Here is a 13811-nt window from a genome sequence, read left to right as displayed (position 1 = left end):
CCTGCCTGCTGTTCAAGGTCACTGCTGTTCAAAGTCACCGCTGTTCTTCAAGGTCACTGCCGTTCACTGCTCACGCTTGCTGGGACCACCGGCGCTGGGTTCGCTGTTGCCAGGGCCCCGTCCGGTCGTGGACTGCGCGGCCTCGAGGACCAGGGCGGCCATCTGCCGGTCGGCGTCCCGGATGCCGAGCTGTTCGCCGGCGGCGGCCATCTGGTCCAGCTGCGCGGCATCACGCAGCAGCGGGACGATGTGCCCGCTGACCCAGCCGGCGTCGAAGTCCGCGTCCTCAACCAGCACCGCGGCGCCGGCATCGACCAGCCCGGCCGCGTTCAGCGCCTGTTCGCCGTTGCCGATCGGAAGCGGGACAAAAACCGCGGGGACGCCGACGGCGGCGACCTCGCAGACGGTCGCGGCGCCGGAGCGCGCCAGGAGCAGGTCGGCGGCAGCGTAGGCCAGTTCCATGCCGTCCACGTACTCGACCTGGCGGTAGCCGGGTGCCTCCAGCAGCCTGCCCTGGGCGTCATGGACGGTTTTGCCCCGCCCGGTGATGTGCAGGGTCTGGATGCCGGCCTCGGCAAGGGCGGCAACCGAGGCGGCGATGGCACGGTTGATGCTCTGCGCACCGGAGGAGCCGCCGGTGACGATCAGGGTGGGTTTGTCCTGCTCGAGCCCGAGTGCTGTGCGGGCGGCGGCGCGGGAAGCGCGCCGGTCCAGACCGGAGATTTCGCGGCGCATTGGCATTCCGACGTGCCGCGCGCCGCGGAGCCGAGTGGCGGCGAACGCGACGGCGACGTGCTGGCTCAGCCTGGCACCGACCATGTTCGCGAGCCCTGGCCGGGTGTTCGCCTCATGGACGACGATAGGGATCTTGCGCCGCCAGGCGGCAAGGTACAGCGGGGTGCAGACGTAGCCGCCGACGCCGACGAGGACGTCCGCCCGGGCGTCATCAAGGATGCCGCCGGCCTGCCGCACGGCGCCGGCAAGCTTACCGGGTAGCCGGAGCAGCTCCAGCGACGGCTTGCGCGGAAAGGGCACCCGGCTGACGGTGGCCAGCTCGAGTCCGGCGGACGGCACCAGCCGGGCTTCCATGCCGCCGGGGGTGCCGACGGCCAACAGCCGCGCCTCGGGCCGGACCTCAAGGAGGGCGTTCGCGATGGCCAGCAGGGGGCTGATATGCCCAGCGGTGCCGCCGCCGGCGAGGACGACGGACAAGGACGATTCGGTCTTCATGGTGGGCTAGGTACGCTTCCGTGCGGGGTTCTTGGGGGCGGCCGTTCTGGTGCCGGGCTTCCGCACGGCGGTGCTTCCGGTGGTGCTTCCGGTGGCCGGTGTCTTGGGAGCCGAAGCCTTGGGGGGCGTGGCTTTGGCGGCCGGCGCTTTGGCTGCCGGCGCCTTGGCCCGGGCGGGAGGTTTGGCGGGCGCAGCTGCGGTCTTCCGTGCCGCCACCCGCTTGCGGAGGACGGTGGCGAACCCGGCGGGACCGAACTTGAGCAGTCCCTTCGGCTGCATGCCCGGTTCCATCTGCGCCCGCGCCAAGGACAACACTACGCCGACGGCGCACAGCGACATGAGCAGGGCCGAGCCGCCATACGAAATGAACGGCAGCGGAACACCCACCACGGGGAGCAGCCCGGTGACCACGGCCATGTTGACGGTGGCCTGGCCGAGCAGCCACACCATGATCGCGCCGGCAAGGACGCGGTGGAAGAGGTCCTGCTGGGCCACCACCACGCGGTAGATGGCTGTGCCCAGGATGGCGAACAGGACCAGGACAACGATGGTGCCGATCAGGCCGAGTTCCTCACCGATGATGGCGAAGATGAAGTCGTTGTGGGCTTCCGGAATCCAGCTGTACTTCTGCCGGCTCTGGCCCAGGCCGACGCCGAACCACCCCCCGGACGCCAGCCCGTAGAGGCCGTTGGTGGACTGGTAGTTCAGGTCGGATCCATCGGCGCAGGTCTGGCCGGTCCAGGACAGGATGCGGCACATCCGGTTGGGGCTCGTGATCGCCAGGAATGCGGTTCCAGCAGCGAGCACCGCACCGGCGATGCCAAACAAGTAGAGCCTCACGCCGGCAAAGAACAACCCGGCGGACAGGATCATCATGACGATCATGGCCGTACCGAGGTCGTTTCCGGCCAAGATGAGTACCAGCACCGCGGCGGCTCCGGGCACGACGACCGGAACCATGACGTGACGCCAATTGTCCAGGAGCTTGGCCTTGCGGTTGAGCACCGTCGCCATCCACAGGGCCAGCGCGAGCTTCGCCGCTTCCGACGGCTGGAAAGTAAACGGTCCGACGTCGATCCAGTTCTGGTTTCCCAGGGTGCTGCGTCCAACGATGAGTACCAGCGCCAAGAGAACGATCGCCAGCATGATGGCCGGCCACGCGAAGCGTTTCAGCCACACCACGTTGACCCGGGACAGCACGAACATCACGAACACTCCGATGCCCGCGAAGAGCCCTTGCTTCAGGGCGGCGGAGTAGGGCGACTCCCCCGCAGCGATCGCTTCCACGCTTGAGGCGGACAGCACCATCATGATGCCGATCGCGGTCAGCGCGAGGGTCGACCCGAGAATGAGGTAGTAGGTGGAGCCGTTGCGGGACTTTCCGTTGCCTTCGAGGGCAGACCAAAAATGCCGGAACCAGCCGCGGACCCGGACCGCAGGGGTGGGCCGTGCCCCGAAGGTCGGAACGGCCGAATCGGCGGCCCCGGCGGCGGTACTGCCTTTTTTGCTGCCTGGGGCAACCGTCCGTTCCGCTGCGGAACGGGTGGGCGTGCTGACCATTGCTACTCCTCGGTGGTCTGAGCCTGCCCTTCCACGAGCTCGCGGACAGCTTCGATAAAGGCGTCGCCACGGTGAGCATAGGAAGAGAACTGATCCATGGATGCAGCTGCCGGGGCCAGGAGCACAGTGTCCCCGGAGGTGGCCAGCTGCGCCGCCGACGCAACCGCCCGTGCCATCACAGTCTCGCCGTAAATCGGCGGAGGGCCTGCGTCGGCGTGGGCCGGTCCGGCAGTCTGCACCGTCTCAGTGTCGCCCTTGGGCTGGCCGATCACGGGGACATCCGGCGCGTGTCGCTGGAGCGAGGCCAGCAGGTCCGAAGAGTCGGTCCCGATCAGCACCACGGCTTTGAGGCGGCGGGCGTTGTCACGGACCAGTGAGTCGTAATTCACACCCTTGGACAGGCCGCCGGCGATCCACACCACCTGCTGGAAAGCGGACAGGGAGGCTGCCGCCGCGTGCGGGTTTGTGGCCTTGGAGTCGTTGACCCAGAGCACGCCGTCGTAGCGGGCGACCGGCTGGATGCGGTGGTCTCCGGGCAGGTAGTTCTGCAGCCCCTGCCGGACGGCGGCGGGCTCCACTCCGTAGGCCCGCACGAGGGCGGCTGCGGCGAGGGCGTTGGCCACCATGTGCCGCGGCGCGACCGGTCCGAGGTCGGTCATCGCGGCCAGTTCGGCGGCGCTGTCCTTGCGCTCGGGGATGAAGGCCCGGTCCACGAGCAGGCCTTCGACCACGCCGAGCATGCTGACGGCGGGGGTGAGCGTGGTGAAGCCGACCGCACGGCAGCCCTCCACCACGTCGGCGTCTTCGACCATGCGTTCGGTTTCGATCTGCTCGGCGTTGTAGATGCACGCCTTCTGCGTCCGCTCGTAGACCTTAGCCTTGTCCGCCAGGTAGGAGGCATAGGAGCCGTGCCAGTCGACGTGGTCTTCGGCGACGTTGAGGCAGACGCTGGCAACCGGCGACAGGGAGTGGCTCCAGTGCAGCTGGAAGCTGGAGAGCTCGACGGCGAAGACGTCATAGTCAACCGGGTCGCGGAGCGCATCCAGGATCGGCGTGCCGACGTTGCCGACCGCGATGGCCTTGAGCCCGGCGGCCTGGAGCATGGATTCGGTCAGGCCTACGGTCGTTGTCTTGCCGTTGGTGCCGGTGATTGCGATCCAGTCCGCCGTCTTGCGCCCCTCGCGTTCGCGGACGCGCCAAGCGAGTTCGACGTCGCCCCAGACCGGAATGTGAGCCCGGGCGGCGGCGGCGAGCAAGGCCTGGTCGGGCCGCCAGCCGGGTGAGGTGACGATCAGGTCGGGCTTCCCGCCGTCGATCTTGGGAACCGAATTTACGGCGTCCTCGCCGAGCAGCACGTCAACGGCGCCGACGATCCGGAGCGTGTCCGCCTGGGCGCGGGCCTTCGCGCTGTCCGCGGCGTCCACGACCACAACCCGGGCGCCGAGCTCGATCAGGGTGTCCGCGGCAGCGAAACCGGAGACGCCGATGCCGGTGACCACGACGCGGAGCCCCGACCAGTCGGCGTCCCAGCTGGTGAGCTGCTCCAGCCGCGGCGAGCTGGCCAGTGGTTCGGGAATGTTCCCGCTCACAGCAGCACCACCCATTCGGCGTAGAAGACGCCCAGACCGGCGGCGACGAAGAGTCCGCAGAGGATCCAGAAGCGGACCACTACCGTGACTTCCGCCCAGCCCTTGAGTTCGAAGTGGTGTTGCAGCGGGGCCATTTTAAACACGCGCTTGCCCTTGGTGAGCTTGAAGTAGCCCACCTGGATGATGACCGAGAGGGTGATCAGGACAAAGAGACCGCCGATGAACGCCAGCAGCAGTTCGGTCCGCGACAGGATCGCGAAGCCGGCCACGGCGCCGCCAATGGCGAGCGAGCCGGTGTCGCCCATAAAGATCTTCGCCGGCGAGGTGTTCCACCACAAGAAGCCGACCAGCGCGGCGCTGAGGATGGCCGCGAGCAGCGCGAGATCCAGCGGGTCGCGGACGGTGTAGCAGCCGGCGCCGGCCTGCCGGGGCGAGCCGCAGGACTGGTTGCTCTGCCAGATCCCGATCAGCGTGTACGCCCCGAAGACCATCACGGACGCGCCGGCGGCCAGCCCGTCGAGACCGTCAGTGAGGTTCACGCCGTTGGTGGCGGCGGTGACGATCAGGTTCGACCAGAGGACGAACAAGATGGCGCCCAGCACGGTGCCGCCGAACGCGAGGTTCAGCCACGGGATGTCGCGGACCAGGGAGATCTGGAAGGACGCCGGCGTGACCTTGTTCTCGTTCGGGAAGTTGAGCGCGAGCACGGCGAAGATGATCCCGACGGTGGCCTGGAGCACCAGTTTGGCCTTGGCGTTAAGTCCGAGGCTGCGTTGCGCGGAGATCTTGATGAAGTCGTCCAGGAAACCGACCAGCCCCATGCCGACCATCAGGAAGAGCAGCAGCAGGGCCGAGGCGGACGGCCCGGCCGAGAGGGGGTTCATCAGCCACATCAGGAGGTGCGTGATGCCGTAGCTGGCCAGCACCGCGAGGATGACGACCATGCCGCCCATGGTGGGGGTCCCGCGCTTGGTGTGGTGCGAGGTGGGCCCGTCATCGCGGATGAACTGTCCGTAACCCTTGCGGACCAGGAATCGGATGAACAGCGGGGTGCCCAGGAAGGAGAACAACAGGGCCAGTCCGGCGCCCATCAGCAGTGCGATCACGGCAGCTTGCTCCCTTCAGTGGCGGCTCCGGCTGTGGCGGTTCCGGCTTCGGCGGTTCCGGCGGCGGCCGGGGCCGCCGCTTCGGGGGCCAATGGAGGCAATGCTATCCGATCCCCCAGATGGCGCAGGCCGATGCTGTTGGAGGACTTGAAAAGGACCAGGTCGCCGGGCTCCAGCTCGGAGCTCAGGATCTCGTAGGCTTCGTCGGCCGTCTCGGCGAAGATGCACTCGTCACCCCAGGACCCCTCGTTGACTGCCGAAACGTACAGGGCGCGGGCTTCGCGCCCGATCACCAGCAGCCGGGAGATGTTGAGCCGGACCACCTGGGTGCCGACGGCGGTGTGCTCACGGATGGAGTCCTCGCCGAGTTCCAGCATGGCGCCGAGCACTGCCCAGGTACGGCGGCCGCGGCCCAGGTCTGCCAGGGTCCGCAGGGCTGCGCGCATGGACTCCGGGTTGGCGTTGTAGGCATCGTTGATGATGGTGACGCCGTCGGGCCGCTCGGTCCGTTCCATCCGCCAGCGGCTGGCAGCGCCCTGCGCGCTTAGCGAGGCGGCAATCCGGGCGCCGGGGATTCCGGCGGCGTGGGCGGCGCCGGCCGCTGCGAGCAGGTTCGCCACGTGGTGGGCGCCGATCAGCCTGGCAGCGACGTGGTGCCAGCCCCCGTCCGGAAGCACAAGCTCGAATTCAGGGCTGCCGCCGGCGTTCAACTCGACGTCCTCGGCCCGGACCGCGGCCGGCTGGCCGTTCCTGGCGGGCTGGGAGGAGAAACCGAGGACGGACGCCGCAGTCCGGTCGGCCATGGCCGACACCCGGGCGTCGTCCAGGTTCAGCACTGCGGTGCCGTCGGCGGGAAGGGCCTCGACGAGTTCGCCCTTGGCCAAGGCAATGTTCTCGACGCCCCCGAACTCGCCGGCGTGGGCAGTACCCACGCAAAGCACCACGCCGATTTCGGGGCGGACCATGTCCGCCAGGTAACTGATGTGGCCGATTCCCGTGGCACCCATCTCGATGACGAGGTACCGGGTCTCGAAGTCTGCCTTGAAGACGGTCAGCGGCACGCCAACTTCGCCGTTGTAGGAGCCCTGTGGCGCCACCGTCCCGCCGTGTTCGGCGAGCATGCCGGCCAGCAGGTCCTTGGTGGTGGTCTTGCCGGCGGACCCGGTAATGCCGATGACGGTGAATGCGTCCCCCGCCGCGGCCCGGTGGTCCCGGATCCGGCGGACGGCTTCGGCGGCCAGGGCGCCCATCGCCAGGACGGAGTCCTCGACGACGACTGCCGGGTAGTTCTGCCCGGCGGCGTCGGTGACGTCGTGTTGCACGAGGGCCAGCACGGCACCGCGTTCGAAGGCGGCGGCGACGAAATCGTGCCCGTCGGCGGCCTCCCCCGGTTTGGCCACATAGAGGGAACCCGCCGTGGCTTCGCGGGAGTCGGTCACCACCGAATCGGGTGTCAGGCCCGGTGTGGCGGCCAGCCGGCCGTGGGTTATTTCGGCGATTTCCGCCGCGGTAAATGCAATCATCTCGGTTTAGGACTCTATCCGCTGGTCGTCGAGAACGGTGAATCCTCGTGCTGTCAAGGAGGACCGCAGTTCCACCCGGTCATCGAGGGCAAGGTTCACGCCCTTGACCTCCTGCCAGACCTCGTGGCCCCGGCCGGCCACCAGGATGGTGTCCTCCGGGCCGGCCAGCTCCACCGCTTTGCGGATGGCGGCGTCGCGGGGGAAAACCTCCAGGATGGTGCAGCTGAGGTCCCCGCTGTCCTTGGCCGCCAGGGCGCCTGCCATCACGTCGGCACGGATGGCGGCGGCGTCCTCGTCGTGCGGGTCGTCGTCGCTGATAATCACGGTGTCGGCCAGCCGCGCCGCGATTGCTCCCATGGCCGGGCGCTTGCCTTGGTCGCGCTGGCCGGTGGCGCCGAAGACGACGATCACTTTGGACCCGGTCTTCGGGGAGCGCACGGCTTCGAGCGCGCGGGCGAGGGCGTCCGGATTGTGGGCGAAGTCGACCACGGCGGCGGGCGCGGTCGCGACGAGCTGCATCCGGCCGGGGACGGCCACGGTGAAGGGATCGGCACCGTCCAGAGCTGCCTGGACTTCGGCGGCGCCGGCGCCTCCGGCGAGCACCATGACGGTAGCCAGCGCGGCATTGGCAACGTTGAAACTTCCGGGCAGACCGGTGTGCACCCGCAGTTCAGTGCCGTCCCGGTGCTGCAGGCCGAACACGGTGCCGAGGCCACGCGGCCGGGGGCCGACGACCGTCCAGTCCGCATCTCCGGTGCCGGTGGCGAGGGTGGTGACGGGGATGCCGGCGCCGGCGGCTAGCTTTTGGCCCCAGTCATCGTCCACGGTCACGACGGCGGCCCGGGCGCGGCCGGCGGTGAAGAGCCGGGCCTTGGTCTGGAAGTACTCTTCCATGCTGCCGTGCAGGTCCAGGTGGTCCTGGGTGAGGTTGGTGAAGCCGGCGACGTCGAACTCCACGCCGTCGACCCGGTGGAAGGCGATGGCGTGCGAGGATACCTCCATCGACGCCGCATCCAGTCCGCGTTCGCGCATGAGTGCCAGCAAGGCGTGCACGTCCGGCGATTCGGGGGTGGTGAGCAGGCTGGGGATTGCCTCGGCGCCGGCCAGGATCTCGATGGTGCCGATCAGCCCGGTCTTCTTTCCCAGGGCCTGGAGCAGGGAGTTGATGAAGTAGGTGGTGGTGGTCTTGCCGTTGGTGCCGGTGACGCCGAACAGTGCCGGGGCGTCGGCATCCGCCGGACGGCTCCGGTAGATCAGCGCGGAGAGGCGCCCGACGAGGCTGCGCGGCGCTGCGGCCACCAGCACCGGCACAGAAATGTCATTGGCCAGCGCCAGCAGGCGTGCCCCGACGTCGTCGGTCAGCACGGCGACGGCGCCAGCCTCCACGGCCTGGGAAACGAAGTCAGCGCCGTGCCAGGAGGCACCGGGCAGGGCGACGTACAGGTCCCCGGCCAGCACGGCCCGGGAGTTCAGCGAGATCCCGGTGACCGGGACGGCGGCGGAGGCACCGGGCACGACGACGTCGATCCACCTGCCGATGGTTTCCAGCGGCACCGCGGCGACCGTCGCGGGTCGGAACGCCGCGGCGGAGGCCTGGCCGGAGGGCGCGGAGGCCGCTTCCTGGGCATTGGGATTTGACAAGGGATTCTCCGTCGGTGGTGCCGGGCAGCGCGCGCTGCGCGCGGAGGATTGCCCCGCACCCAGGCTCGGCTGCGTGAATAAATGTGCTGCTGGCGAGTGGTGTTGCGTGCTACTTGGCGTACTGCGGCAGCCTGACTGGCGCACCGGTGGAGGGCTGGACGTTGTAGGTCCGCAGCGTCTGGCCCATCACCGAACGGAAAACGGGTCCGTTGGTGATGCCGTAGATGCTGCCCTTGGGCCGCTGCAGGACCACTTCAACAATAAACCGCGGATCGTCCATCGGCGCCATCCCCACCATGGAGGCGGTGTAACCGCAGAAGCCAGGCTTGCCGTCGTCGCACGGGGATTCCGAGGTACCGGTCTTGGCGCCGACCCGGTAGCCGTCGATGGCCGCGTCCTTGATCTCACCTTCGGTGACGGCGCTTTCCAGGATGTCGCGGACCTGCTTGGCGGTGTCCTTGGTGACCACCTGGCGGCTGTCCTTGGCGGGCACCTTTTCCTCGGTGCCCTCCGGGCTGATGTAGCTGTCGATCAGGCGCGGCTGGAGCATGACGCCGTCGTTGGCGATGCTCTGGTAAGCGCGCACCGTCTGCAGCGTCGACTGCGCCACGCCCTGGCCGAACAGGACTGTGTACTGCTGCCGGCCGTCCCACTGGTCCGCGGGGGTCAGGATGCCCTTAGTCTCGGCGGGCAGCCCAATGTCCGGGGCTTCGCCGATGCCGAACTTCTGCAGCCAGTCATACCGCTGCTCCTTGCTGAGCTTCTGGCCGACCATCACGATGCCGGTGTTCATCGAGTAGCCGACGATGCCGGCGAGGGTGCGCTGTTCGGTGCCGTGCTCGAACGCGTCGGTGAAGGTCTGGCCGTCCACGGTGTACGTCGGCGGGATGGTGTAGGTGTCCAGCGGGTGCGAGGTCCCCCCCTCGATGGCGGACGCGGCCGTGATCATCTTCTCCACCGAGCCCGGCTCGTAGGCGGCGGTGACGGCCCGGACGCCGCGGTCCTTGGCGTCGACCTTGCCGGGATCGTTCGGGTCCGGTGCGTCCGTGTCAGCCATCGCGATGATGTTGCCGTTCTTGGCGTCGGCGACCACGATGGTCCCCCACTCGGCGCCGAGCTTGTCTTTTTGGCTCTGGATCGCCTGCTGGGCGAAGTACTGCAGGTCCGAGTTCAGGGTGAGCTTGACGTCCTTGCCGTTGACCGCCGGTGTCAGCTGATCCACCCCCACAGGAATGCGCAGGCCGTCGGCGCCGATCTCGAAGACGCGCTTGCCGGGCGTGCCCTTGAGCACGTCGTCCTGGGTCTGCTCCAGCCCGGCCTGCCCGGTGGTGCCGTCCTTGAGGAAGCCCACGATCCCGCCGGCCACCGAGCCGTTRGGGTAGACMCGCTTGCTGGTGCCYTCSGTGACGATGCCGGGAATCTGCAGCTTGGAGATCCKGTCCTCTACATCGGGTCGGATGTCCTTAGCGACGATGTAGTAGCGCTGGGTTCCGGTCAGGGCGTTCTTGACGTCGTCTTTCTTCATACCGAGGACGTTCGCGAGCTCTTCGATGCCCTGGTCGCGGGGGATCTTGACGATGGTGTCCTTGCCGTCCACCGGCTCGAGACGGGGGAACGACTCAGTCTTGGTGTTGACTGTCTGGTCCACCACCACGTTGTAGCGGATCACGCTGCTGGCCAGGACGTTGCCGCTGGCGTCAAGGATCTTGCCGCGCTCGGCCGGGAGCACCGTGGGCGTGAGCCGGTTCTTCAGTGCTGCCTCGGCCATGCCGCCCATGTCCAGGCCCTGAACGAGGAAGAGTTTTCCGCCGACCACCAGCAGGAGCACAAGCATGATGCCGAGCCCGATCCGCAGCCTCCGCGTGGCGCCTGGCGTCTTGCCTGTTCGTGCCTTGCTGGTGTTCTGCGCCACGATCTTTCCTCGCTGCTTGCCTGGTTGGTCGGTGGTCCCGTCCGCTATTTTCCGGGGGCCTTCTGGGCTGGGGCCGGGACGGACCCGCCGTGCAGGTCCACGGCCGGAGCGGCGGGTGCCGGCGCCGGTACGACGAGCGCCGGAACCGGGGCTGCGGGCACCGGAGTGCTCTCGGCGGGTTTGCGGTTGTCGAGCGGGTCCTTCGCCGTCACGGCCGGAAGCACGTCCGCCACCCCTGTGACTGCGGGAGGGGCAATCACGGCACCGGGAGCGTCACCCTTCACGGCGGGTTTGGGCTTTCCGGTCACCGCAAGCGTGGACAGGTCGATCTGGCCCTTGGCCGTCGCGGCCACCATGCCCAGCTCCGTGGCCTTCGCGGCGAGGTTCTGGGGGGCGTCGAAGTGTTGCACCTGCTGTGTGAGGTCCTGGTTCTGTTTGGTCAGCGTCGACTGCTGGGCGCGGAGTTCCACCAGCTGGTACTGCGCCGAAGAAACGGAGATGTTCAGGACCAGCACCGCCATGAGCGCCAGCGCCAGGATTCCGAAGCACATGACTACGAATGGGGCACGGCGCTTGCGCGGCGCGGACCGGACGACGGACAGCGGGGTGCGGGTCTTGCGGGCCGGCCCGCCCGGGTGCAACTCCGGCAGGGCACGGGCCGTCGCAGCTGTGGCAACGGGGAATCTGTTGACGGCGGCGGTGCTCATGCGACTCTCCTGGCTTTGATACGTTCCACGGCCCGGAGCCTGGCGGAGGCAGCGCGTGGGTTTTCGGCGATTTCTGCGGCGGTGGGCACCTCGGTGCCCTTGGTCAGGGTCTTCAGTTCGGCCTTGTGCTCCTCAAGCTCCACCGGGAATCCGAGCGGGGCCGAGGATTTGGAGCCTGCCTGGAAGACACCCTTGACGATCTTGTCTTCCAACGAGTGGTAGGACATCACGACGATCCGTCCACCCAGCGCGATGGAGGCCACCGCTGCCGGGATCGCCCGTTCCAGGACGTCGAGCTCCTCGTTGACCTCGATCCGGAGCGCCTGGAAAGTCCGTTTGGCGGGGTGGCCGCCGGTTTTGGCGGCACCGGCGGGAACCACGGCGCGGATCGTTTCGACCAGTTCGCCGGTCGTGGCGAAGGGCTTCGCGGCCCGTGCGGCGACGATCCGGTTGGCGATCCGGCCCGCGAACTTCTCCTCGCCCCACTTCCGGATGATCCGGACGAGTTCTTCTTCGCTGTAGTTGTTCACCACATCGGCGGCAGTCTGGCCTCGGCTGGTGTCCATCCGCATGTCCAGCGGGGCGTCGAAGGAGTAGGCAAAGCCGCGTTCGCGCTCGTCCAGCTGCAGCGACGAGACGCCCAGGTCCATCAGGATGCCGTGCACTTCGCTGAAGCCAAGGTCTTCGATAACTTCGGCGATTTCGTCGTACACCGCGTGGACCAGGTCGGTGCGGTCGGCAAACGGCCGGAGGCGCTCCCCGGACAGAGCGAGAGCTTCCTCGTCACGGTCGATGCCAATCAGGTGCAGGTCCGGGAACCGCTGCAGCATGGCTTCGGAGTGGCCCCCCATGCCGAGCGTGGCGTCCACGACGACGGGCGTCTCACCCCGGCGTCGTGCTTCCTCGAAAGCGGGGGCCAACAAATTGATGCACCGGTCCTTGAGGACCGGTACATGGCGTTCGGACGTAGGCTTCGCCTGGTTGGAGTCGTCACTCATGCCTGCGTCCTTTCGTTGCCGGGAGTGCCTGTCAGTTGCTGCTGCGAGATGTTGGTGTGCTGCTTCTTGATCCAGATCCCCATCCGCGCCTACCCGGCTACCGCCTGGCTCCGGGGAAGTGAGCCAGGTGAACTGCCGGATGGGCGGCTGGAGATCTCGGTCAAGAAACGTTGTGTTGCTGGTGCTGGCGGAGCTTGCGGGGCGTTAGAGAATCCCGGGGATTGCGTCGTCGGTCTCCGAGAAGGCGGTTTCCTTTTCGGCGAGGTACTCGTTCCAGGCTTGGGCGTCCCAGATCTCTGCGCGGGTGCCGGCGCCAATGACCGCCAGTTCCCTGCCGAGACCTGCGTATTCCCGGAGCGCCGGCGGAATCGTCACGCGCCCCTGCTTGTCAGGTACCTCGTCGGAGGCTCCAGAGAGGAAAACGCGGATGTAGTCACGAGCCTGCTTGGAGGAAATTGGAGCCTCCCGCATCTGTTCGTGAACCCGTCCGAATTCCGCCTCACTGAAGACGTAGATGCAACGTTCCTGGCCCCTTGTGAGAACCAGTCCGCCGGCAAGTTCCTCGCGGAACTTCGCGGGAAGGATAATCCGACCTTTTTCGTCCAGACGCGGCGAATGTGTGCCGAGAAACACGGCCCACCGCCTGTCTTTAGTAGAAAGTCCAACGTCCCCTGTGCTGCACTACCCTCTTACGTCCTCCACATTACTCCACTTCACTCCCCCGTCAACGACATCGGGGCTATTTTCGCGCAATTTTGAGGCAGTTTGGGCTCAACCGTCCCTTGCGAACAATGGGAAGGAGGAAAAGTGGTGGCCAGTGGAGGGATTTGTGCGCCGCGGCGCCGCGGCTTCCCGCCTGCCGACCACATCGACTGCTCCGTAACCGCCGTTTTAGCCCCGCATAAGGGCAGTTACGGAGCAACCGACGCCGGATTAACAGGAAAAGACCCGCCGAAGCGGGTCTTTCCGGCCGGATACAGGCCGTGGTGGTGCGGAGTGGAGGTGTGTCCTGGTGGGCGTGCGGCGGCGGTCAGGAGTCCCCGCGGTGCCTTTCCTCCCAGCGCTCCTCAAGGTTGCTCATGAAGGAACTGCGCGGCTTGCCGGACTTTTTGGTCGCACCGCCGGCCTTGGTCCTGCCGCTGGAGCTGCGCAATGTGGCGTAATAGACACCGGCGCCCATGACGACGAAACCCACTACCCCTACGAAGATGTTTTGCAACGTCACGCCAAGCAACAGCAACAGAATGCCGGCAAGGGCGCCCAGGACCCCGATGACCAGATGACGGGTGGACCAGGAGCGACCCGGATCCGAGCCCATGGAGCTGGCGAACTTGGGATCGTCCTCGTGCAGCTGCTTCTCAAGTTGCTCCAGCAACTTCTGTTCGTGCTCCGAGAGCGGCATCACGACCTCCTTAAGTCGGCCAACGTCCGGACTTGACGCGGCCCTTGTCCCTAAACCCCTAACGTCCGGGAGGGCCGGCTGGTTCCCATTGCTCCAATCGGAGGAGAAGGTCGCCTCACGGTGTCCCTGAAAGGTGTTTAGTT

The 13811-nt window shown here is 67.4% G+C and carries 11 protein-coding genes; all 11 read right to left on the bottom strand.

Translation table 11 applies throughout. The features are described 5' to 3' along the window. Nucleotides 1-63: 63 nt before the first annotated feature. The 11 genes from murG to AC1DGI_RS08565 all read right to left on the bottom strand — a co-directional run bounded on the left by murG (nucleotide 64) and on the right by AC1DGI_RS08565 (nucleotide 13668). Complete coding sequence (murG, locus tag AC1DGI_RS08615; protein ID WP_476898472.1) at nucleotides 64-1230, bottom strand: undecaprenyldiphospho-muramoylpentapeptide beta-N-acetylglucosaminyltransferase; 1167 nt, start codon at nucleotides 1228-1230, stop codon at nucleotides 64-66. A 6-nt stretch (nucleotides 1231-1236) separates the two neighbouring features. After that, entirely contained in the window at nucleotides 1237-2790 is a 1554-nt protein-coding gene (ftsW, locus tag AC1DGI_RS08610) for a putative lipid II flippase FtsW (RefSeq protein WP_476898471.1), read from the bottom strand. A gap of 2 nt (nucleotides 2791-2792) precedes the next feature. Continuing rightward, the gene (gene murD / locus AC1DGI_RS08605; RefSeq protein WP_476898470.1) at nucleotides 2793-4394 is read right to left on the bottom strand and encodes a UDP-N-acetylmuramoyl-L-alanine--D-glutamate ligase; all 1602 of its coding nucleotides are present in this window, start codon (nucleotides 4392-4394) and stop codon (nucleotides 2793-2795) included. Further along, the gene (mraY, locus tag AC1DGI_RS08600) at nucleotides 4376-5485 is read right to left on the bottom strand and encodes a phospho-N-acetylmuramoyl-pentapeptide-transferase (protein WP_441402063.1); all 1110 of its coding nucleotides are present in this window, start codon (nucleotides 5483-5485) and stop codon (nucleotides 4376-4378) included. The genes murD and mraY overlap by 19 nt, the downstream gene beginning before the upstream one ends. Next, nucleotides 5482-7008 (bottom strand): UDP-N-acetylmuramoyl-tripeptide--D-alanyl-D-alanine ligase, encoded by a 1527-nt coding sequence (locus tag AC1DGI_RS08595; protein WP_476898469.1) that lies wholly within the window; start codon nucleotides 7006-7008, stop codon nucleotides 5482-5484. The genes mraY and AC1DGI_RS08595 overlap by 4 nt, the downstream gene beginning before the upstream one ends. Before the next feature lie 6 nt (nucleotides 7009-7014). After that, a complete protein-coding gene (locus AC1DGI_RS08590; protein ID WP_476898468.1) occupies nucleotides 7015-8649 on the bottom strand; it encodes a UDP-N-acetylmuramoyl-L-alanyl-D-glutamate--2,6-diaminopimelate ligase in 1635 nt (544 codons plus the stop codon). Nucleotides 8650-8758: 109 nt separating this feature from the next. Beyond that, complete coding sequence (locus AC1DGI_RS08585) at nucleotides 8759-10561, bottom strand: peptidoglycan D,D-transpeptidase FtsI family protein (RefSeq protein ID WP_476898467.1); 1803 nt, start codon at nucleotides 10559-10561, stop codon at nucleotides 8759-8761. A gap of 44 nt (nucleotides 10562-10605) precedes the next feature. Then, nucleotides 10606-11268 carry a cell division protein FtsL gene (ftsL, locus tag AC1DGI_RS08580; protein ID WP_476898466.1) on the bottom strand — a complete coding sequence of 221 codons (663 nt, stop codon included), beginning with the start codon at nucleotides 11266-11268 and terminating at the stop codon, nucleotides 10606-10608. After that, on the bottom strand, nucleotides 11265-12266 hold the full coding sequence (gene rsmH / locus AC1DGI_RS08575) for a 16S rRNA (cytosine(1402)-N(4))-methyltransferase RsmH (RefSeq protein ID WP_441401624.1): 1002 nt from the start codon (nucleotides 12264-12266) through the stop codon (nucleotides 11265-11267). Before rsmH ends, ftsL begins: the two co-directional genes overlap by 4 nt. Nucleotides 12267-12470: 204 nt before the next feature. After that, entirely contained in the window at nucleotides 12471-12899 is a 429-nt protein-coding gene (mraZ, locus tag AC1DGI_RS08570) for a division/cell wall cluster transcriptional repressor MraZ (RefSeq protein ID WP_160666519.1), read from the bottom strand. A 397-nt stretch (nucleotides 12900-13296) separates the two neighbouring features. Then, entirely contained in the window at nucleotides 13297-13668 is a 372-nt protein-coding gene (locus tag AC1DGI_RS08565) for a DUF3040 domain-containing protein (RefSeq protein WP_476898465.1), read from the bottom strand. Nucleotides 13669-13811: the final 143 nt, after the last annotated feature.

Source organism: Arthrobacter sp. 05N428_2, assembly GCF_056397065.1.
Note: the sequence above shows the minus strand (reverse complement) of the source record. Positions and strands in the feature narration are given on the sequence as shown.